This window comes from Nonomuraea sp. NPDC023979 (genome assembly GCF_040639085.1).
GTDB classification, from domain to species: domain Bacteria; phylum Actinomycetota; class Actinomycetes; order Streptosporangiales; family Streptosporangiaceae; genus Nonomuraea; species Nonomuraea ceibae.
On sequence record NZ_JBEZZG010000020.1, the window covers coordinates 140,159 to 160,576 of the forward strand.

General features: G+C 71.1%; 22 protein-coding genes and 1 tRNA gene. 15 read left to right on the plus strand and 8 right to left on the minus strand.

Annotated features, from left to right (window positions below; translation table 11 throughout):
- The first annotated feature begins 7 nt into the window (after positions 1-7).
- From AB0G11_RS30255 to AB0G11_RS30265, 3 genes are all read left to right on the plus strand, one after another.
- On the plus strand, positions 8-274 hold the full coding sequence (locus AB0G11_RS30255; RefSeq protein WP_357589995.1) for a hypothetical protein: 267 nt from the start codon (positions 8-10) through the stop codon (positions 272-274).
- Positions 275-405: 131 nt separating this feature from the next.
- On the plus strand, positions 406-675 hold the full coding sequence (locus tag AB0G11_RS30260; RefSeq protein WP_049571282.1) for a WhiB family transcriptional regulator: 270 nt from the start codon (positions 406-408) through the stop codon (positions 673-675).
- A 38-nt stretch (positions 676-713) separates the two neighbouring features.
- The gene (locus tag AB0G11_RS30265) at positions 714-908 is read left to right on the plus strand and encodes a hypothetical protein (protein WP_219504847.1); all 195 of its coding nucleotides are present in this window, start codon (positions 714-716) and stop codon (positions 906-908) included.
- 173 nt (positions 909-1,081) lie between these two features.
- On the opposite strand, the gene AB0G11_RS30270 is transcribed toward AB0G11_RS30265, so the two are convergent.
- The gene (locus AB0G11_RS30270) at positions 1,082-1,657 is read right to left on the minus strand and encodes a hypothetical protein (protein WP_357589997.1); all 576 of its coding nucleotides are present in this window, start codon (positions 1,655-1,657) and stop codon (positions 1,082-1,084) included.
- Between the two features lie 339 nt (positions 1,658-1,996).
- Between AB0G11_RS30270 and AB0G11_RS30275 the strand changes: the two genes are divergently transcribed.
- Positions 1,997-2,989 (plus strand): alpha/beta hydrolase, encoded by a 993-nt coding sequence (locus AB0G11_RS30275; protein ID WP_357589999.1) that lies wholly within the window; start codon positions 1,997-1,999, stop codon positions 2,987-2,989.
- A gap of 310 nt (positions 2,990-3,299) precedes the next feature.
- Here the strand turns inward: AB0G11_RS30275 and AB0G11_RS30280 are convergent, their stop codons facing one another.
- From AB0G11_RS30280 to AB0G11_RS30290, 3 genes are all read right to left on the minus strand, one after another.
- The gene (locus AB0G11_RS30280) at positions 3,300-3,878 is read right to left on the minus strand and encodes an AAA family ATPase (RefSeq protein ID WP_357590001.1); all 579 of its coding nucleotides are present in this window, start codon (positions 3,876-3,878) and stop codon (positions 3,300-3,302) included.
- A 481-nt stretch (positions 3,879-4,359) separates the two neighbouring features.
- Positions 4,360-5,706, minus strand: coding sequence for an AarF/UbiB family protein (locus tag AB0G11_RS30285; protein WP_219504854.1), 1,347 nt, complete (start codon positions 5,704-5,706; stop codon positions 4,360-4,362).
- 64 nt (positions 5,707-5,770) lie between these two features.
- Entirely contained in the window at positions 5,771-7,213 is a 1,443-nt protein-coding gene (locus AB0G11_RS30290; protein ID WP_357590003.1) for a ThiF family adenylyltransferase, read from the minus strand.
- 242 nt (positions 7,214-7,455) lie between these two features.
- Here AB0G11_RS30290 and AB0G11_RS30295 point away from each other — a divergent pair, with 242 nt between their 5' ends.
- From AB0G11_RS30295 to AB0G11_RS30305, 3 genes are all read left to right on the plus strand, one after another.
- Positions 7,456-8,238: an enoyl-CoA hydratase-related protein gene (locus AB0G11_RS30295; RefSeq protein ID WP_219504856.1), complete on the plus strand. Its 783-nt coding sequence runs from the start codon at positions 7,456-7,458 to the stop codon at positions 8,236-8,238.
- A 67-nt stretch (positions 8,239-8,305) separates the two neighbouring features.
- On the plus strand, positions 8,306-8,821 hold the full coding sequence (locus AB0G11_RS30300) for a M48 family metallopeptidase (protein WP_219504858.1): 516 nt from the start codon (positions 8,306-8,308) through the stop codon (positions 8,819-8,821).
- Positions 8,815-9,402 carry a hypothetical protein gene (locus AB0G11_RS30305; RefSeq protein ID WP_246644805.1) on the plus strand — a complete coding sequence of 196 codons (588 nt, stop codon included), beginning with the start codon at positions 8,815-8,817 and terminating at the stop codon, positions 9,400-9,402. Before AB0G11_RS30300 ends, AB0G11_RS30305 begins: the two co-directional genes overlap by 7 nt.
- Positions 9,403-9,405: 3 nt before the next feature.
- Here AB0G11_RS30305 and AB0G11_RS30310 read toward each other — a convergent pair whose 3' ends face one another.
- From AB0G11_RS30310 to AB0G11_RS30320, 3 genes are read right to left on the minus strand one after another with little or no spacing between them, the layout of a single operon-like run.
- Positions 9,406-10,419 (minus strand): endonuclease/exonuclease/phosphatase family protein, encoded by a 1,014-nt coding sequence (locus tag AB0G11_RS30310; RefSeq protein ID WP_357590005.1) that lies wholly within the window; start codon positions 10,417-10,419, stop codon positions 9,406-9,408.
- 3 nt (positions 10,420-10,422) lie between these two features.
- Positions 10,423-10,971, minus strand: coding sequence for an NUDIX domain-containing protein (locus AB0G11_RS30315; protein ID WP_219504860.1), 549 nt, complete (start codon positions 10,969-10,971; stop codon positions 10,423-10,425).
- Positions 10,968-12,182: a zinc-dependent metalloprotease gene (locus AB0G11_RS30320; protein WP_219504923.1), complete on the minus strand. Its 1,215-nt coding sequence runs from the start codon at positions 12,180-12,182 to the stop codon at positions 10,968-10,970. The genes AB0G11_RS30315 and AB0G11_RS30320 overlap by 4 nt, the downstream gene beginning before the upstream one ends.
- 130 nt (positions 12,183-12,312) lie before the next feature.
- Between AB0G11_RS30320 and AB0G11_RS30325 the strand changes: the two genes are divergently transcribed.
- The 5 genes from AB0G11_RS30325 to AB0G11_RS30345 all read left to right on the plus strand — a co-directional run bounded on the left by AB0G11_RS30325 (position 12,313) and on the right by AB0G11_RS30345 (position 18,112).
- Positions 12,313-13,386: an NAD-dependent epimerase/dehydratase family protein gene (locus AB0G11_RS30325; protein ID WP_219504924.1), complete on the plus strand. Its 1,074-nt coding sequence runs from the start codon at positions 12,313-12,315 to the stop codon at positions 13,384-13,386.
- 20 nt (positions 13,387-13,406) lie between these two features.
- A complete protein-coding gene (locus AB0G11_RS30330; protein WP_219504862.1) occupies positions 13,407-13,832 on the plus strand; it encodes a molybdenum cofactor biosynthesis protein MoaE in 426 nt (141 codons plus the stop codon).
- A 9-nt stretch (positions 13,833-13,841) separates the two neighbouring features.
- Positions 13,842-14,888 carry a PDZ domain-containing protein gene (locus AB0G11_RS30335; protein WP_357590008.1) on the plus strand — a complete coding sequence of 349 codons (1,047 nt, stop codon included), beginning with the start codon at positions 13,842-13,844 and terminating at the stop codon, positions 14,886-14,888.
- 129 nt (positions 14,889-15,017) lie between these two features.
- On the plus strand, positions 15,018-17,981 hold the full coding sequence (locus AB0G11_RS30340) for a UPF0182 family protein (RefSeq protein ID WP_357590010.1): 2,964 nt from the start codon (positions 15,018-15,020) through the stop codon (positions 17,979-17,981).
- Positions 17,982-18,035: 54 nt separating this feature from the next.
- Positions 18,036-18,112 (plus strand) — tRNA-Met (locus tag AB0G11_RS30345).
- 79 nt (positions 18,113-18,191) lie between these two features.
- On the opposite strand, the gene AB0G11_RS30350 is transcribed toward AB0G11_RS30345, so the two are convergent.
- On the minus strand, positions 18,192-18,395 hold the full coding sequence (locus AB0G11_RS30350) for a hypothetical protein (RefSeq protein WP_219504868.1): 204 nt from the start codon (positions 18,393-18,395) through the stop codon (positions 18,192-18,194).
- Positions 18,396-18,446: 51 nt separating this feature from the next.
- On the opposite strand from AB0G11_RS30350, the gene AB0G11_RS30355 reads away from it, so the two are divergent.
- The 3 genes from AB0G11_RS30355 to AB0G11_RS30365 are packed head-to-tail and all read left to right on the plus strand — an operon-like array spanning position 18,447 to position 20,362.
- On the plus strand, positions 18,447-18,857 hold the full coding sequence (locus tag AB0G11_RS30355; protein WP_357590012.1) for a hypothetical protein: 411 nt from the start codon (positions 18,447-18,449) through the stop codon (positions 18,855-18,857).
- A 21-nt stretch (positions 18,858-18,878) separates the two neighbouring features.
- Complete coding sequence (locus AB0G11_RS30360) at positions 18,879-19,703, plus strand: hypothetical protein (RefSeq protein WP_357590014.1); 825 nt, start codon at positions 18,879-18,881, stop codon at positions 19,701-19,703.
- Positions 19,700-20,362: a class I SAM-dependent methyltransferase gene (locus AB0G11_RS30365; protein WP_357590016.1), complete on the plus strand. Its 663-nt coding sequence runs from the start codon at positions 19,700-19,702 to the stop codon at positions 20,360-20,362. The genes AB0G11_RS30360 and AB0G11_RS30365 overlap by 4 nt, the downstream gene beginning before the upstream one ends.
- The last annotated feature ends 56 nt before the right edge of the window (positions 20,363-20,418 follow it).

Sequence of the window (20,418 nt, forward strand, 5' to 3'; positions counted from 1 at the left end):
AGTCCCAGTGATCAGCAGCAACATGATGCCGGCCACGCAGTGGCTCGCTTCCGCATGCCGTGACGCGGTCAGGCTCGCCGATGGGCCGGCCAAGCTGCGGCAGCCGAAGTCTGCCCGCCGCCAGGAGATGGCTTTCTACGCGCACGCCCACTCGGGCGCCGCCGCCATGAGCGCTCCTGTCCGCATCGCAGGCGCCGAAGTGCCGACCCAGCCGAACACCAAGGGTGGAGTGCGCGGTCCGCAACCCTGGAGGGATGTGCCGGTCATAACCTGACCGGCACATAGCAGCCCCCAGGCCGCGGATCCGCACACAGGATCCGCGGCCTCTTTGTTTGTCCGTGATCCCCCCAACACCCACGAGGTGCCCGAACCAGAGCAAACAGCCCGATCAAAAGGAGAAACCAGATGGGGGCGAAGACGATCATGGACCTGATCGACGAAGCCGAGATCCCCTGTCGTACCGACCCTGACCTGTGGTTCGCCGAGTCGCCGGACGACGTCGAGTTCGCCAAGGCGCTCTGCGGTGGCTGCCCGATCCAGAAGGCCTGCCTGGCCCGCGCGCTGGAGCGCGAGGAGCCCTGGGGCGTCTGGGGCGGGGAGCTGATCCTCCGCGGGACCGTCGTTCCTCGCAAGCGTCCGCGCGGCCGTCCGCGCAAGCACCCGGTCGCTGCCTGACCTTCCGCACGTCCGCTTCACACAGAAAGAAGACAGAGATGAACACCTTTCCGACGACCGACCTGACCGCGCCGTATCTTTACCAAGAACTGGTCAACGACCGAATACAAACCCTTCACCGCGAGGCGCGCGAGTACCGCCTCGCCGCCCGCATCAGCCGAGTACAGCGGGCGCGGCGCGGGGTCCGGAAGGCGAACGAACGCCTTCTGCGCGCCCTGAGCCTGGAGGGCTGATCCGGGAGGTCCTGCCGCCGGCGCAGGATCTCCCGGGATCCCTCCCCCGACCCATCAGCCGCCCCGGGCACCCGCCCGGGGCGGCTTCCGGCTTTCCGGCCTCCCGGCCCTCCGGATCTCAGCGGGCCGGTACGGTTTCTCCCAGGTCAACGGGCCGGCACGGTTCTCCGGGATCATCGGGCCGGTACGGGCCGCGGCTCCTCGGCGGCGCTCCACAGCCGGGTGGCCATCCACGCGACACCCGCCGCCGCCACGACCAGCCCGCCCAGGTAGACGGGCTCCGGCACGAGGTTGCGCAGCGAGCCCGGGACCATCCCCACGGCATACAGCCCCACCGCCGCGTACGGCAGCGCCCCGCTCCTGACCGCGGCCGCCGCGAACACCAGCACCCCGGCCACCAGCACCGCCGACGTGACCAGGAACGCCATGCCCGTCCCGCCCGCGAGCAGCCCCATCACCGTGGCGCCGCCCAGTCCCGGGAAGACGAAGTGCAGCGTGTACTCGATGGCGAAGGCCCCGGCCAGCCCCGCCGCGTTGAGCAGGTAGCCGGCCAGCCCGAGCCCGCCCGCCGCGTCACGGATGAGCAGATAGAGCCCGGTGATCGCGAACAGCCCGGTCAGCGCGGCGAACGGCGCGATGGCGTGCGTGACGGCGTTCTCCGGCAGGACGCCGCCCCGCCGCAGCACGTTCACGACCAGCAGCGCCGCGCAGACGAACCCGGCGGCGGCACTCGTACGAAACAGAAGCACGATCTTTCACCCTTTCCTGGAGAGTTCCTTGGAGAGGTCCCTGGGGAGTTCCCCGGAAGAGTTCCCGGGAGAGCTCCCGGGAGAGCGGGAGACTGGGGGACCAGCGGGAGGACTGGGGGACTGCCCGCCATCATCCGCGCCCGCAGCGCCCGGGCCGAGAGCTCGCGCCCCTCCGTAAGCACCCCGAAAGGACTCCCACGGCCGTCCCGCCCAGCGTTGGAACCGCCGCATATCGGGGTAGGTCACCGCTCGGTCCCCCCGCCCGAACCAGCGCCGGCCGGGGACCCGTGCCGTGCGCGACGCTGCCCGCAGCCGTCGACCCGTCACGAGGAGAGCACCATGACCAGCACCATCAGCAGGCGCGTGGTGTTGGAGAAGGCCGCCCAGGACTTCGCCGACGCCAACGCCAAGCCGCCGTTCATCTACGAGCTGCCGCCGGAGCAGGGGCGGGAGATCCTGGAGAAGCTCCAGTCCGACCCCGCCGTGCCGCGCCCCGACATCGACGAGGAATGGATCCAGATCCAGGGCGGCCCGACCGGCGTCGTCCCCGTGCGCATCGTCAAGCCCAGAGGCAGCACCGGCACGCTCCCCGTGATCTTCTACATCCACGGCGCCGGCTGGGTGTTCGGCTCCGCCCGCACCCACGACCGGCTCGTCCGCGAGCTCGCCACCCGGGTCAACGCCGCCGTCGTCTTCCCCGAGTACGACCGCGCGCCCGAGGCCAAATACCCCACTCAGATCGAACAGAACTACGCCGCCGCCCGCTGGGTCATGGAACACGGCAAGGAGAAGGACCTCGACGCCTCCCGCATGGCCGTCGCCGGCGACTCGGTCGGCGGCAACATGTCGGCCGTGCTGGCGATCATGGCCAAGGAACGCGGCGACGTGCACCTGCGCGCCCAGGTGCTGTGGTACCCGGTCACCGACGCGAACTTCGACACCGAGTCCTACCAGCAGTTCGCCACCGGCTACTTCCTCAACCGCGACGGCATGAAGTGGTTCTGGGACCAGTACACGACCGACCCCGCCCAGCGCGCCGAGATCCACGCCTCACCCCTGCGCGCCACCCCCGACCAGCTCCGCAACCTCCCGCCCGCCCTGGTGCTCACCGGCGAAGCCGACGTCCTGCGCGACGAGGGCGAAGCCTACGCGGCCAAGCTCCGCGAGGCCGGCGTCGAGGTCACCGCCGTACGCCTCGGCGGCATCATCCACGACTTCGCCATGGTCGACCTGCTCCGCGACACGCATGCCAACCAGACGGCCCTGGACCTAGCCACCACCACCCTCCGCACAGCCCTCCACCCATCAGGCGAAGTAGCCACCCCCCACTGACCGTCCACCACCGCCAAGGACCTCGACGCCGACCAGCACACGCACCCGGAGGTCTCCTCCAACTGGCCCGCCACCGGCTGGTCCGCCACCGGCTGGCCCGCCACCGGCTGGTCCGCCACCGGCTGGTCCGCCACCGGCTGGTCCGCCACCGGCTGGCCCGCCACCGGCTGGCCCGCCACTGAATGGTCCACCACCGGCGACCGGCCCGCCACTGACCGGCCTACGGCTCAAGGGGCGGGGGCCGCTGACCGCCCGCCATCATCGGGCGGTCCGTTGCCGACGTGGCCGCGGGGCCCCCGCCTCGCGGCCCTCAGCCGTGCGTGAGCGCTCGCCGCCGCCCCCGGCCGCGCCACGCGGCGATCACCGCCTCGGCCATGGCAGCATCCACCCCACCCGTGGTGTCGACCTCGAAGTCATAGGGCCCGAACCCGTGAATGCCGTCCTGCTCGACATGCGACCGCCCCTCCCCGACCCGCCGATCCCCACGGGCCAGCTCCCGCCGATCGATCTCGTCGAGCGAACAGTGCACCCCCACCAGGAACACATCGAACCCGCCCAGCAACTCCGCCAGCTCCCTGCGCCAGGCCGCGAACTCGATGACATGCTCCACGATCAGGTCGTTCCCGGCCCCGGCCAGCGCCGGCAGGCACCGGTGGAAGCCCTTGAAGAACCGAGGCCGCATCTCCTCCCACCACGCGAACGGCCCCTCCGGCGCCCGCCGCTCCGGCAACATCCCGGCCGCCACCAGCTGATCGGACGACACGTACAGGAACGGCTCGTCCATCGCCCGCCGCACCAGCCTGGCGAGCGTCGTCTTCCCCGAGCTGGACGCGCCGTTGAGCATGATGATGCGCCCAGCCCCCCGCTCCACCGGCCGAGGCTCCTCCACGCCCCCACCTCCGTACGACGCCGCTCCACCAAGCACCCAGGCCCCCGCGAACCACCATGCAAGCACGCAAGCCGTCACGCATACGAACGATTTATCGCCCATCCCCACGCAAGGCAGCCCCCTGATCCCGCGCACTCCAGCACCGCCGCCCCACCAGGGGCAGCCTCATGCCACGCGGCCACCCCCGCCCGAGCGCCGCCCCCTGCTCAAGCCCTGCCGCAAGTGCCCGGGCGCCGCCGCTGAAGGCATCACCCCGCCGCGCCGGGACGGGCCGGACGCTCGGGTTGGGTGGCAACGCGAGTGCCCGAGCGCCGCCCCCTGCTCAAGCGCTGCCGCAAGTGCCGGAGCGCCGCCGCTGAAGGCATCACCCCGCCGCGTCAGGACGGGCGGGACGCTCGGGGTTGGGTGGCAACGCGAGCGCCCGAGCGCCGCCGCAGGTGAACGCACCACCGCCGCACCAGGACGGGCCGAACTGTCCAGGTCAGGTGGTGACGAGGGCTTCCTTGTCGTCCGTGTCCGTGTCGTCGTCGGTGAAGCCCGGGACCCAGCGGACGACCTCGTCGCGGAAGCGGGCCGTGGCGCCGAGCTGGCAGAGGACGCCCACGCCTGCCGCGTGCACCCGGTGGATGAGCACGTACGAGACCGGCAGGTTGAGCTGGCGCACCACGTTGGTGGGACGCAGGTCGGTGACGCTGGCGAACTGGTCCTGCAGCCACTCCCGGCTGAACGTGAACTCCTCCACGGCCGTCGGCTCGACGTAGGGCGACAGGAAGGCGCGCAGGGCGTCGTGGTCGACCTCGATGCCGGGCCGGATGAAGCCCTCGTCGCGCAGCCCCTGGACCACGGTGGCCATGTCGCCCTGGTTGAAGATGCGGGTGAGCTGGCCGAACACCATGGGGTAGCCGTCGGGCATGCGGTTGACGGCGCCGAAGTCGAGGATGCCGAGCTTGCCGTTGGGGAGCATGCGGAAGTTGCCCGGGTGGGGGTCGGCGTGCAGCATGCCGACACGGGCGGGGGAGCAGAAGAGGAAGCGGACGAACAGCAGGCCCGCCCGGTCGCGCTCCTCCTGGGTGCCGCCGGTGATGATGCGGGACAGCGGGGTGCCGTCCATCCACTCGGTGACCAGGACCATCTCGTTGGCGGCGATCACGTCGGGGACGTGGAAGTCGGGGTCGTTGTGGAACTCCAGGGCGAAGGCGTGCTGCGCCTCGGCCTCGCGCAGGTAGTCGAGCTCTTCGGCGATGCGCTCGCGCAGCTCGGCCAGCACCGCCTTGATGTCGAGGCCGGGCAGCAGCGCGCCGAACAGCTTGCCGAGGCGGGCGAGCTGGGCGAAGTCGCCCAGCAGGGCCTTGCCCGCGCCCGGGTACTGGATCTTGACGGCGGCCTCGCGCCCGTCGTGCCACACGGCCCGGTGCACCTGGCCGATCGAGGCGGCGGCGGTGGGCTGGTCGTCGAAGGAGAGGAAGTGGTCACGCCAGTCGTCGCCGAGCTGCTGGGCGAGCACCTTGTGGACCGTCGAGGCAGGCAGCGGGGGCGCGGCGTCCTGGAGCTTGGTGAGGGTCGCCCGGTAGGGGCCGACGATCTCGGCGGGCAGGGCCGCCTCGAAGATGGACAGCGCCTGGCCGAGCTTCATCGCCCCGCCCTTGAGCTCGCCGAGGACCTTGAAGATCTGCTCGGCGGTGCGCTGCTGGATCTCCTCGGCGACGATCTCGGCCGGTTTGCCGCCGATGCGCTTGCCGAGCCCCAGAGCCGCACGCCCGGCGAACCCGAGCGGAAGGGAGGCCAGCTTCGCCGAGCGCGTGACGGCGCGACGCGGAAGATCGCTCACACTGATGCGCGGTATCCCTGGCAGGGATGCCACTTCCCCCCTTCGTGGTTAGCAGCTCTGCACGTCAGCCGCTTGAAGCCGACATGACCATTGTTAGCGGATATGGATTGTTTCGCATACAACGACATTGCGGGTGCCTGTCCCATGCTTGCCTTTTCCACTGCCAATCAGGCAAGACGTGCACTGTGCCGTTGGTCACAACGGGCTCCCGGCCGTCCAGATACGCCAGGGCGTGACCGGTCACCGCCGCCGCCACCAGGCCGGCAAGAGGGGTGTCGCAGGCGATCTCGCCTGGCGGATAGCCGCCGAGCCGGGCGGTGACGATCGGCCAGTCGGGGTCGTGGTCGCGACGCGCCAAGTCTAGGCAGTGCAAGCAAGCGCTTTGTCCGGGCAGGACCAGCGGCCCCACGTTCCCGTGCCCCTCGAACGCCGAGCCCAGCAGGTGGGGCAGACCCAGCTCGTACAGCTCGTTGACCAGCACGCCGTCGAGCGGTCGCACCGGGGTGAGGATCACCAGGTCGGGCCGGTGCGACCGATCGCTCAACGGCGGCCCGCCCGCCCGCACATCGACCCCTGGCTCGTACCGCCGCCCGGCATCCCGGCCGGCCCGGCGCGCCCGCTTGCCGTCCCTCCCGCCCGACACGCCGTCCTTCCCGCCCGACACGCCGTCCTTCCCGCCCGACACGCCGTCCTTCCCGCCCGGCACGCCGTCCCTCCCGCCCGGCACGCCGGACCGGTCAGGCACACCAGCGGCGCCGGGCCGCTTCACCACACCAGAGTGGCTGCGGGCCTCCGGGTCCCTGCGCCCGGCGGATGCACCGGCGAGGCGGTGCGCCTCTGGCCCTTCCCGCAGCTCGGGGGCATGGGCGCTGTCGCGTCTCGGGGTGGCGACGGCGGGGTGCGGCCGGCGCTCGTCGTCGCTATGGCCGCCTTCCGACCAGGTGAGACGGCGGGCGGCGCGTACGGCGCCTTCCTCGCGCGACCTCCCCACCTCCTCCCAGCTCAGCCCGCCGGGGGTGAGGTCCTGGGGCCGGGCGGTGCCGGGGTCGATCACCCGGATCGTGCCGACGCCCGCCGCGGCGAGCAGGCCGACGACCTGGGCGCCCACTCGTCCGGCGCCGTAGACGCGGACGTGCGCTCGTCGCCTGCGGCGCAGGGCCTCCACGCCGCCGCCTGGCGCATGGGAGGCCAGGTCCAGGGCGTCGAGGTCCGGTCGCAGCCGGTCGAGCTCGGCCAGCGGCAACAACGGCGGCGTCACCGAGGCGTCGTGCAGCACCCCCGTACGTGTGAGCGAGTCGAGGAAGGCGGCAGGCTCCGGCACACCCGCGGCGGCGCCCTCCCGGAGGGCCTGGTCAAGGTCGCGGGTGCCGTCGAGGCTGTCGATCCACCTGCGGACCCGCCGGGTGAGGTCGCGCAACACGACGGCCCGGCCGGGATGCGCGCCGAGCTGGAGGGTGCGCTCGTCGTGGTCGATGCGGAGGAGGGCGGGTTTCACTCGTGGCCTCATGCCGCGAAGATTCGCACGCCGCGTCAAGATCCCGAGCGGCTTTCCCGCCGCCTGTGGACAACCCCGCATCCGCCCCGACCGCCTGTGGACAACTCCGCACCGAGCCCGCCCCCCGAGGCAACCCGCCCCCGACCCGACCTCCCGAGGCAACCCGCCCCCGGCCCACCCTCCTGAGGACAACCACGCGTACGCGGGAGATCTCCAGACGGCCGACCCCGCCGCCCCGGGTTACGCTCTCCCGCATGAGCGAGCTCTTGATCGACCGCCACGACGACGGCGTGGTGCTGGTCACCCTCAACCGCCCCGACGTGCGCAACGCCATGACCGACGGCATGACCGCCGCCTGGCGTGACGCCATGACTGCACTCGCCGCCGACCGTGACGTCCGCTGCGTCGTGGTGACGGGCGCGGGGACGGCGTTCTGCGCCGGGGGAGACCTGTCCTGGCTCGGCGAGCGCGGCGTGGAGCCGGTCCCCGAACTGCGTGACAGGATGCTCGCCTTCTACCGTTCCTGGCTGTCCGTCACGGAGCTGGAGGTGCCGACGATCGCCGCCGTCAACGGCGCGGCGGTCGGCGCGGGGCTGTGCGTGGCGCTGGCGTGCGATCTCGTGTACGCGGCGGACGAGGCCAAGCTGCTGGCCCCGTTCACCTCGCTGGGCCTGCACCCGGGGATGGCCGCCACCTACCTTCTGCCCCATCGCGCGGGCACGGCGCTGGCGCGGGAGATGCTGCTGACCGGCCGTACACTGCGCGGAACGGAGGCCGCAGATAAAGGTCTGGTAAATCAAGCTTTCCCAAGAAATGATCTGCTGGCGCAAGTGATGACCATCGCCCGGCAGGTCGCGGCGAACGCCCCCATTGCCACCAGGCTCACCAAAGCCGCACTCAAGCAGGATCACCAACACCTGGAAGCCGCGCTCAGTTGGGAGTCCCTGGCCCAGCCCGTGACCATGACCTCGGCGGACATGATCGAGGGCCTGGCGGCGCATCGGGAAAGGCGTGTGCCCAAATTCACCGGCTCTTAATCATCTGACCAGCGAAAACAACGCTTGCCCTCTGTGGAATTCCGCCAGTCTCGGCTAACGTGCATATGTGCCCCCCGAGACAGTCGAGGTCCGTCGCAGTTCTCGTCGTCGGCGTACGGTCTCCGCCTACCGCGACGGCGACAAGACGATCGTGCTCCTGCCCGCCTGGCTGAGCGGCGAAGACGCGGATGAATGGGTGAGCCGGATGCTCGATCGGCTTGCGGCGAAGGAACGCCGGCGACGTCCGACCGACGAGGCCCTGCTGGAGCGGGCCAAGGAGCTGTCGGCGAAATATCTCGACGGCCGGGCCGTCCCCGCGAGCGTGCGCTGGGTCGACAACCAGCAGCACCGGTGGGGCTCCTGCACGCCGGAGAACGGCACGATCCGGATCTCGACCCGCATCAAGGGCCTGCCCGAGTGGGTCATCAACTATGTGATCATCCACGAGCTGGTGCATCTGATGGTGCCGAGCCACGGCCCGCGTTTCTGGGCGCTCGTCGAACAGTATCCCAAGGCGGAGCGGGCCCGTGGGTTCCTCGAAGGATTCTCCGCCGCCGCCAATTCCGCACCGGAGGAATGTTGACCCGTCTCGCCGCCGTCCTGGTACGTCAGCGCATGGCCGAGGCGGCGCCGCCGGGCGTCGACGGCCGGGCGTGGCTGGAGGCCGTGGCCGAGGACACGTACGAGATGGTCGCCGGGCTGGAGCTGGTCACGCCGGTCCTGCTGACGAGCGTGCCGGAGCTGTCGGAGATCGTCTGGCCGGGCACCGAGGTGATCGCGGTCGGCGAGGACGAGCCGCTGCGGGACATCCTCAAGAGGCTCGACGGCGAGCAGGCCGCGGTGATCTCGGGCGACGCGCCGGATCTGCCGCCGCTGCTGGTGGGCAAGCTCTTCCGCGAGCTGGGCCGCGCCCGGATCACCGTGTGCCCGGCCGAGCGGGGCGGCGCGGTCGCGCTGGCCTGCGGGCTGCCCGCGCCGGGCTGGGCCGATCCCGACCTCGACGCCGCCGACCCGGTGGCGGCGCTGCGCGCGCAGGCCCCCGGCCCCCGCATGGTGGCCGCCACCCCGGGCTGGCACCGGCTGCGCGTCCCGGACGACGCCGCCCGCCTGGACCCCGGCCTGGAAGGCTGGGACAACACCCGCGCCCTCCTCGCCGCCCGCTGAGCCTTACGCGGGTCCGTACGGCACGCTGAGCTCTGCGAAGACCGCCCGATGGTCGGTCCCCGGCACGTCGTGCACGCTGACCGCCCGGACCCCGACCCGCTCGTCCACCAGCACGTGGTCGATCGTGATGATCGGCGGCATCCGTCTGTTCGCCGGCCAGGTCGGGATCAAGCCGGCCCCCACCTGGTCGGCGGCGTCCTTGTAGCCGCGGGCGAGCAGCCGCCGCATCGGCGCGTGGTCGAGCGAGGCGTTGAAGTCGCCCGCCAGGATGCGCACGGTGTCGGCCGAGGCGGCGGGCAGGGCGTCGAAGACCGCGTGCCAGTCGGCCAGCTTGGCGCCCAGCGGCGGCACGGGATGCACGTCGTAGAACTCGACGGGCGCGGCCCCGGGCAGCGCCAGCGCGGCCACGGGCATGTTGTGCCCGGGCAGCGGCGGCAGCGCGTCAGGCAGGGGCCGGAGCGGATGTCTGGAGAACAGGCCGCTCCCGCTGGCGTTCCACTCGGCCTGGAGCACCCGGTGCGGCATGAGCTCCTTGAGCCCGGCCAGGTCGAGCTCCTCGACCGCGCCCGGCGTCAGCTCCTGCGTGTTGAGCACGTCGGCGTCGTACGCGCGCACCAGCTCCATGATCGTCCGCGTGTCGGCCTTGCCGAACAGCAGGTTGACCGACAGCACCCGGAGCGGCCGGCCCGCCGTCGCCTCCGCCGTGCCGAACCACCGGGGCAGCACGCTGAACCCGAGCGCCGCGGTGGTGAGCAGCGCGACCGCGGCGGCGGCCCGCCTGCGTCCGAGCGCGGCGATCAGCAGCGGCACCAGCGAGCCCGCCGCCGCGTAGGGCGTGGCGGTCATGAGCTGGGTGGGGATGGAGCCGCGTTCGAGGCCGGCCAGCCGGGTCACGGCCCACGCCGCGAACGGCGTCACGGCCAGCCAGGTGAGCGTGGTCCCCGTACGCCCGCGGCGCCGGGGACGGGCAGGCGTGACGATCGTGCCGCCGATCGGGCTCTCCGCCGATACGCCCACGGGTCAGCCCAGCGTGGCCAGTGTCGCGCGCCCGCGTGCCGCCAGCCGGCGGGTCGCCTCGTCGGACGGCTCGGGGATCTCCTCGACGGGGAACCAGCGCAGGTCCAGCGACTCGTCGCTGATCACGGCCTCCGCCCCGGCAGGGGCCACGGCCGCGTACTCGACGTCCAGGTGCCAGCTGTGCGGCGGATGGCACCAGACCTGGTGCCTGTCGAGCGCCAGCGGCCCGGGCAGCAGCTCCAGGCCGGGGATGCCCGACTCCTCCACGGCCTCGCGCAGCGCCACCTCGGCCAGCGTGCGGTCACCCGGCTCGCAGTGGCCGCCCATCGGCAGCCACATCCCGGCCTTGGGGTGGAGCGTGAGCAGCACCCGCCGGCCGTCGTGCGAGAGCACCGCCGTGGTCGCCGTCAGGTGGCCGGGCGCGCACGCCCGAAGCATCGCGTCGTCGTGCGCCCGCAGGTGCTCGACGAAGCTCTCCCGCAGCGCCTCCTCCTCGGCGGACGGGGCCGTCCAGGAGGAGAGCACCGCCAGCGCGTCGCCGTGCAGGCTCAACTCCTGCCGTCCTCGCCCTGCTCGTCGTCGGGCTTGCTGTCGAGCTGCGAGATGTCCCAGGCGGTCTCGCCCGCCACGAACACCTCGGGGTGCGCCAGGTCGTCGGCCGTCGGCATGAGGTCGGGGTGGCCCCACAGCGCATCGCGGCCGTCGACCCCGCGGGCGCTCTCCAGCGCCTGCCACAGCGCCGCCGCCTCGCGGAGCCTGCGCGGGCGCAGCTCCAGGCCGACGAGCGTGCCGAAGGTCAGCTCGGCGGGCCCGCCGGTCGCGCGGCGTCGCCGTACGTTCTCCGCCAGGGCGGCGGCGGAGGGCAGCTTGCCCGCGGCGGCCTGGTCGACCACCGTGGACACCCAGCCCTCGACCAGGGCGAGCATCGTCTCCAGCCGGGCCAGCGCGGCCTTCTGCCGCTCGGTCTCCTCGGGCTTGAGCAGCGCGCCGCCGCTCAGCGCCTCCTGGAGCGCCTCGGGGTTGTTGATGTCGAGGCCGCGGATCTGCTCCTCCAGCGCGGAGGTGTCGACCGTGATGCCCCTGGCGTACTCCTCGACGGCGCCGAGCAGGTGCCCGCGCAGCCACGGCACGTGCTGGAACAGCCGGTGGTGCGCGGCCTCGCGCAGAGCCAGGTAGAGCCGGATCTCCTCGGCGGGGTGCTCCAGCCCGTCGCTGAAGGAGGCGATGCCGCCCGGCAGCAGCGCCGCGGTGCCGGACAGGGGCAGCCCGATGTCGGTGGTGCCGATGACCTCGCGCGCCAGCGAGCCGAGCGCCTGCCCGATCTGCTGGCCGACCATCATGCCGCCCATCTGCTTGAGCATGCCCATGAGCGGCCCGGCCATCTGCTGGGCCTCGGGAGGCAGCCCCGAGCCGCCGAGCGCGCCGCCCATGGTCTCGACCATGCGCTCGGCGATCGGCTCGGCCAGCTTGCGCCAGACGGGGATCGTGTTCTCGATCCACTCCGAACGGCTCCACGCCTGCGGATTGGACACGCCGCTGGGCAGCGTCGTGGCCTCGTTGAGCCACAGGTCGGCCAGCTCCAGCGCCTCGACGATCTGGCGCCGCTCGCCTTCCATGACGCTGGGATCGCCCTGGGCGACCACGGCGTGCCGGGCGATGTTCTTGGCCATGTCCCAGTTGACAGGGCCGGAGCCCTGGGGCGCCGACAGCATGTCGGCGAACTGGCGCATCGCCTGAGCCATCTGCTCAGGGTTGCCGAACATGGCGAACGGGTTCTCGTTGGGGTCGTTTTCGCGACCTGGCAGGTCAGTCACCGCTCTACCTCGTGCAGGATGGAGGAGTCCACATCCGCCACGTTAGTCGTCCTACGGCGGATCAGTGCAAAGTGAGGACCTGGTGCCTACCTCGAAACGCCCGCGCCAACCCGTCGTAGCCGTCACCGGCGCCGCCTCCGGTCTGGGCCGCGAGCTGCTCGCCAAGCTCGTGTCCGCCCCGGATTTCCGCAGGGTGGTGGCCATTGACGAAGAACGCGGCGACATCCAGGAGGCCACCTGGAGAGTGATCGACGTACGCGATCCGCTCTTGGCGAACCGGATCTCCGACATCGACGTCCTGGTGCACCTGGCGGGTGACTACGCCGTCGACTCCGACCCGAAGGAGCGCAGGGCCTACAACCTGCGCGCCGCCCAGACCGTGCTCACGGCGAGCGCGGCCGCGCGCGTCCGCCGTGTGGTGCTCGTCACCAGCGCGATGGTGTACGGGGCCGCGCCCGACAACGAGGTGCCCCTGGCAGAGGACGGGCCGGTGGCGGCCGAGCCCGACACGGGCGTGGTCGGTGACTTCCTGGAGATCGAGGCGCTGGTGCGCCGGTCGCTGCGCAGCCATCCGGGCCTGGAGGTCACCGTGGTGCGGCCGGCGGCCGTGGTCGGGCCGGGCGTCGACACCGTGATCACCCGCCACTTCGAGTCGCCCCGGCTGCTGACGGTCAAGGGCTGCGAGCAGCGCTGGCAGTTCTGCCACCTCGAGGACCTGCTCTCGGCGCTGGAGCTGGCCGCGCGCGGGCAGGTCACGGGCGTGATTGCGGTGGGCTCCGACGGCTGGCTGGAGCAGGAGCAGGTGGAGGAGCTGTCCGGGATCCGCCGGTTCGAGCTGCCGGCGGGGCTCACGTTCGGCACCGCGCAGCGCCTGCACCGGCTGGGCATCACCCCGGCGCCCGCCACCGACCTGCACTACGTCGTCTACCCGTGGGTCGTCGACTGCGCGGCGCTGCGCGAGGCGGGGTGGAAGCCGGCCTGGACGAACGAGGCGGCCTTCGCCCAGCTCCTGGAGCTGCGCGAGAACCGTACGACGGTGGTCGGCAGGCGGCTGCCCGTCAAGGAGGCGACGCTCACGGCGGCGGGCGCCACCGTGGCGGTCATCGGCACCGCGGCGATCGTCAGGCAGGTGCGCAAGAAGCGTCGCGGGTGAAGACTCTGTAGTCTCTTTTCGTGGACGTCATCCGGTTGCTGGCCATTCGTGACAGCGCGCTGTCCGTCGACGAGGTGATGGCCGCGGTGGGCGACCACGCGGCGGGCGGCACCTCGCTGTTCGTGGGCACCGTCCGCGAGGAGGACCACGGCAAGGCCGTGACCAGGCTCTCCTACTCCGCGCACCCCTCCGCCGAGAGCGAACTGCGTTCGGTGGCGGAGAAGGTGGCCTCCGACTTCCCGGTGACCGCGCTGGCCGCCGTCCACCGCGTCGGCGACCTGGAGCTCGGCGACGTCGCCGTGATCGTGGCCGTGGCGTGCCCGCACCGCGACGAGGCGTTCCGGGCCGCGCGCAGGCTGATCGACGATCTCAAGTCCCAGGTGCCGATCTGGAAACATCAGGTGTTCGCCGACGGGTCGACCGAGTGGGTCGGCGCCTGCGAATAAGCTCGATCCATGTCACGACGCGCCCTGACCCTGCTCGTATCGGGCTTCCTGGTGCTCGCGCTCGGCATCGTGGGGGCGTTCGTGGACGTGCCGTACGTCGTGCTGAGCCCCGGCCCGACGGAGAACACGCTGGGTGAGGTCGACAAGAAGCCCGTGATCACGATCAGCGGGCGGGAGACCTACCCGACCAGCGGGTCGCTGAGGCTCGTGACCGTCGCCTACCAGGGCGGCCCCAACTCCAAGATCGACCTGCTGACCGCGCTGCGCGGCTGGATCGACCCGTCGGTCGCCGTCGTGCCGCAGGAGACCATCTTCGCCCCCGACCGCACGCAGAAGCAGGTCGAGGAGGAGAACGTGGCGGAGATGACCAGCTCGCAGGACAACGCGACCGCCGCCGCGCTCAACGAGCTCAAGATCCCCTACTCGACCGTCATCTCGGTGCGCACGGTCCAGAAGGGACAGCCGGCCGACGGCAAGCTGAAGGTCGGCGACAAGATCACCGCCGTCGACGGCAGGCCGATGGTCGACGTGGAGGAGGTCGGCAAGGCCGTCCGCGAGCACAAGCCCGGCGAACCGGTGACGTTCACCGTGACCAGGGGCGACGACCAGCTGGACGTCACCCTCCAGACCGCCAAGGGCGAGCAGGGGCAGAGCCGGGTCGGCGTGACCATGCAGCGGGAGTACAAGTTCCCGTTCGACGTCGACATCAACGTGGGCGACGTGGGCGGGCCGAGCGCCGGGCTGATGTTCTCGCTCGGCATCCTGGACAAGCTCACCAAGGGCGAGCTGACGGGCGGCAAGCAGATCGCCGGCACCGGCACCATCACGCCCGAGGGGCAGGTGGGGCCGATCGGCGGCATCGCGCAGAAGATGGTCGGCGCGCGGAAGGCCGGCGCGACCGTCTTCCTGACGCCCGCCGGCAACTGCGCCGAGGCCGTGAAGGGCGCGCCGGACGGGCTGCGCCTGGTCAAGGCCGAAACGCTGCACAGCGCGGTGCAGGCGCTCGACGCGCTGCGCACCGGCAAGGGAAAAGTGCCGTCATGCGACGCGGGATGAAACTTCTTGTGATGGTCGTGCGTTAGCCGTACGGATGGCCCTGCGGTGTAGGTTGCCAGACACGGACCGTTTCTTCATCACGACGAGGGGTTGGCCTTGAGCTTCCGGACCCCAGGAGCCGGTAGGGCGATGCGCTTGCCCCGCCGACCGCGACTGCTTCTGCCTGTCGCGATCGCACTAGTTGCGATTGTGGCGCTTTTCTTCCTTTTTTCGGGGATTTATACCGACTATCTATGGTTCAACGCGATCGACTTCATGCCGGTGTTCTCCGGCGTGCTGCTGACGGAGATCGTGCTGTTCGTCATCGGCGCGGTGCTCATGGTGGGCATCGTCGGCGGCAACATGCTGCTGGCCTTCCGGACCAAGCCGATGTTCGGGCCCGCCATGTTCGGCGGAGCGAGCGGGGCCGACCGCTACCGCATGGCGCTCGACCCGCACCGTAAGCTGATCTTCCTCGTCGGCATGGCGATGCTCGCGCTCTTCGCGGGCTCGTCCTTCGCCGGGCAGTGGCAGACCTGGATGAAGTTCGCCAACGGCGAGACGTTCGGCAAGACCGATCCGATGTTCAAGATCGACGTGTCGTTCTTCATGTTCGACCTGGCGTTCATCCGGATGGTGCTGAACTTCCTGTTCGCCGCGGTGATCATCTCGATCGTGCTGGCGGCGATCACGCACTACCTCTACGGCGGCTTCCGGCTGCAGTCGCCCGGCGTGCACGCCTCGCGCGCGGCCCGGATCCACCTGTCCGTGCTGCTGGGCGTGTTCGTGCTGCTCAAGGCCATCGCCTACTGGATCGACCGCTACGAGCTGGTCTTCTCCGAGCGCGGCTTCGTGCACGGCGCCTCCTACACCGACGTCAACGCGGTGCTGCCCGCCAAGACCATCCTCGCGATCATCGCGCTGATCTGCGCCGCGCTCTTCTTCGCCGGCATCTTCCGCCCCGGCGGCATGCTGCCCGGCGTCTCCTTCGGCCTGCTCGTGCTGTCGGCCGTGCTGATCGGCGGCGTCTACCCGCTGCTCGTCGAGCAGTTCCAGGTCAAGCCCAACCAGCAGGGCAAGGAAGCCGCCTACATCGCGCGCAACATCGAGGCCACGCGGCAGGCGTACGGGATCGACGACGTGAAGGTCGAGCAATACTCCGCCGAGGCCGACCCCGCCAAGGTCCAGCAGGCCGGCGACACGTCCGTGACGGGCGTGCGGCTCCTCGACCCCGCGCTCGTGTCCAACACCTACGAGCAGACCCAGCGCATCAGGGGCTTCTACGAGTTCGCCGACCAGCTCGACGTCGACCGCTACCCCGACGCCAACGGCAAGCCCGTCGACCACATCGTCGGCGTCCGCGAGCTGAGCGGCCCGCCGGAGGGCCAGAACAACTGGATCAACCGGCACCTCGTCTACACCCACGGCTACGGCATCGTGGCCGCGCCGGGCAACAAGGTCGACTCCGGCGGCCTGCCCGACTACGACGCCAAGGACATGCCCGTCACCGGCCCGCTGACGCAGACCACCGGGCTCAAGGAATCGCGCATCTACTTCGGCGAGCACCCCAACAACAACGAGTACGCGATCGCCGGCGGCAACCCCCAGCGGCCGCAGGAGCTCGACTACCCGGAGACGGGCGGCACCGGCCAGGCGAACACCACCTACACCGGCAAGGGCGGCGTGCCCGTCGGCTCGTTCGTCAACCGGCTGTTCTACGCCGCCAAGTACGGCGAGGTGAACATCCTGCTGTCGGGCGACATCAACGACAACTCCAAGATCCTGTACGAGCGCAACCCGCGCGCCAGGATCCAGAAGGTCGCCCCGTTCCTGACGCTCGACTCCAACCCCTACCCGGCGATCGTCGACGGGCGGGTCACGTGGATCGTCGACGCCTACACCACGTCCAACGCCTACCCCTACTCGCAGAGCGAGAGCCTCGGCGAGATGACCCGCGACACGGCCACCGACCGCTCGCGCGTCATCGCCCAGCAGCCGCAGGACCAGGTCAACTACATGCGCAACTCCGTCAAGGCCACGGTCGACGCCTACGACGGCACGGTCACGCTGTACGCCTGGGAGCCTGACGACCCGGTGCTGAAGACGTGGAGCAACGCGTTCCCCGGCGTCATCCAGCCCAAGGAGCGGATGTCCGCCGACCTCAGGGCGCACGTCCGCTACCCCGAAGACCTGTTCAAGGTGCAGCGCTACACCCTGTCGCGCTACCACATCACCGACGCCGCGGCCTTCTACAGCGGCCAGGACTTCTGGAACGTCCCCAACGACCCGTCGCAGGGCGACCGCAACATCAAGCAGCCGCCCTACTACCTGACGGCCACGATGCCGGGCGGCCAGCCGACGTTCTCGCTGACGACCACGTTCGTCCCGAGACAGGGGCCCAACCTGGCCGCCTTCATGGCGGTCGACTCCACCGACGGCCCCAACTACGGCCAGCTCCGCGTCCTGCGGATGCCGTCCAACGCCCCGATCCCCGGCCCCGGCCAGGCGCAGAACGCCTTCCAGAGCCGCTTCGCGGGTGAGCTCAACCTGCTCGGCGTCGGCGCCTCGTCGGTCCGCTACGGCAACCTGCTGACGCTGCCGTACGCGGGCGGGCTGGTCTACATCGAGCCCGTGTACGTCCAGGTCGCCGCGGGCGGTGGCCAGGAGCCGTACCCGATCCTGCAGCGCGTCCTGGTCTCGTTCGGCAGCAAGATCGGCGTCGGCCGCACGCTGGAGGAGGGCCTGGCCGAGGTCTTCGGCGGCGAACAGCAGGAAACCACCGAAAACAAGCCCGCCGAGGAGAACCAGCAACAGCAGCCGGCCCAGACCACTGCTCTGGCGACGGCCATCTCCGAGGCCCAGACGGCCTACGAAGACGCCCAGAAGGCCCTGCAGGCCAGCCCGCCCGACTGGGACGCGTACGGCAAGGCCCAGGAGCGGCTCGACGCGGCGCTGGAGAAGCTGAAGTCGCTCGGCGCCCAGCCGGCGCCGAACGCCTCACCCACGGCCTCGCCCACGGCGTCACCGTCGGCCACGCCCACCGGCTCACCCCCGGCCACGCCGACCGGTTCGCCCACGGCTTCACCCACGGCGACGGCCACCGGGGGGACGTAGGTCAGTCAGTTTGCGTAAGCCCCGTGTCAGGGATAGTCTTTAGACACACACCGACGCGGGGTGGAGCAGTTCGGTAGCTCGCTGGGCTCATAACCCAGAGGTCGCAGGTTCAAATCCTGCCCCCGCTACCAAAAGAAAAAGTCCTCCAGGAGTTTCTCCTGGAGGACTTTTTCGTATGCGCAATTCCGCGACTTAATCACCTGAAAGCCTTCAGCGCCGGGTCCGCCGGAAGACGCCGAACTCCACCGCCAGCCCCGCCAGCGCGCCCCCGCCGAAGGCGACGAGCTCGTCCAGCCCGAGCCCCTCGTCCCTGGTCGTCAGCAACGCGAGGGCCACGTTGGCGACGACGATGCCCGCGAGCATGAGGATGACGAGCCGCACCGCCGGCCAGGCGGATTCCCGGGCCTCACTCATGATCAAGCCTCCTTCATATGTAGACCACCTACATGTAGACAGCCTACTCTAATGGCCGAGCTGACGGGATACGGGTTCCGCGCCACCTGGCATCACCTGGTGCTCGCCGCCCGCATCCCCAAAGAGGTGGAACGGGACCCCGCCGCGCTGGCTCGAGCGGTCGACGAACTGGCCGCCGCCCGCAGCCTGTGGCTGCCGCACGTCGCCGTCGTCCCGGTGATCCGGCGGCTTGCCGAGGCCCACGCCTACGGGAGGCCCGCCGCCGGCGCATGCGTGCTGTGCGCGACGCCGAGACCGCCGGACGGGGTGTGCCCGGCGTGCGGCGTCGCCGGGCCCGCGCACGCACCGGAGCCCCGGGACGACGACCGCTGGCGACAGGTCCGCGACCGAACGTGGGGGGACCCCCGAGGGCTGGCTCCCCTGGGAACGGCGGATCCGCCCATTGTCCTTCGACTCCGGTGACCAATCAGGCAAGATCGGTGTATGAGTGCATTAGTCAGGGCCGCGCTCGTGGGCGCCGTGGTCGGAATCGCCGAAGCCATGCTGTACGTGTTCGGCGACGCCGACGAGATACCGGTCGTCCTCGCGATGGCCCTGCTGCCGTTCCCGCTGGGCATGTTCCTGAGCTGGTTCGGCAGGCTGCCGCTGTCCTGGGCGGTGTCGACGCTGGCGTCCTTCCTGCTGTACGTGCTCATGCTGGCGTTCGCCGTCTTCGGGCTCACGCTCTCGACGGCCATGGACTTCGGCGCGGTCACCGGCACCGCCGCCTTCATGGCGCTCGGCGTCATCGGGTACGTAGCCGCCGCCGCGATCGTGATGCCGGGACCGGCCAGGGCCAGGTCGCTGGCCGCCGGCTTCGTCGCCGTGACCTGCCTCGGGCTCGGCCTGCCGCACGACCTGATCGCCGCCGGCGCCCAGGCCGAGCGGCTGCACCGCGCCGGCTTGCCCCTGGTCGGGCCCGGCCTCGACGGCTTCCGCCTGACCCACGCCGACGACGACTACACGGGCCATCCCGACGAGCCGGAGCTGCACCTCACGTACGAGGGCGAGGGGACGATGATCGAGGTCAGGGTGCTGCGGCCCGACCTGACCGGCCCCTACCTGGCCTGCGAGTACGACAGCGGCGCGGACTGCCGGCAGGTGCGGGACGGCGTCTGGATGGACAGGTACAGGGTCATGTACGCGAGCCGCGGCGGCACCACGGTGCGGCTGGAGGGTGAGACAGCGTCCCATGGCACCCTGCTGGCCCTGCTGGACACCTTCCGCCCGATCCCCCTGACGGAACTGGCAGCAGCCGACCGCCCATGACCGCCCGCTACGACGGCCTGGCCGAGTGGTACGACGACTTCAACGCCGAAGCCGCCGCCGCCAACGCCGCCGAGGTGGCCGCCCTGCTGGGCCCGGGCGACGGGCCGTGTCTCGACCTCGGCTGCGGCACCGGGCTGTACCTGGACGCGATCCGCTCCACCGGCAGGACCGTGGTCGGCCTCGACCGCTCCGCCGACCAGCTCCGCCTGGCCCGCCGCCGCGACCCCGCCCCGCTGCTGCAGGCCGACGCGGCCGGACTGCCGTTCGCCGCCGGGGTGTTCACGGCCGTCGCCGCCATCTGGGTGTCCTCCGACGTCGACGACTTCGCCGGCCTGCTGGCCGAGGCCGCCCGCGTCCTACGGCCGGGCGGTCTGCTGCTGTTCTACGGCATGCACCCGTGCTTCAACGGCCCGCACATCGAGCCTCGTGAGGACGGTGCCGTCCTCATCCACCCCACCTACCGGCACCGGGGCCGGCACCCGCGCAAGCCGTGGTGGCGTGCGGGCGGGGTCCGGGACCTGGTCGGCATGAGCCACACGCCGCTGCCGGATCTGATCAACGCCTTCCTCGACGCCGGGCTGGTGCTCACGAGAGTGAGCGAGCCCGGTGGGCGTGCGGTGCCGGGCATGTTGGCAATCACTGCGCGGACTCCGGCATAGCCGCGGAGATATCGAAATATCAACTTTTGAAACGGTGTCTTGTCGGCGCGGGACAC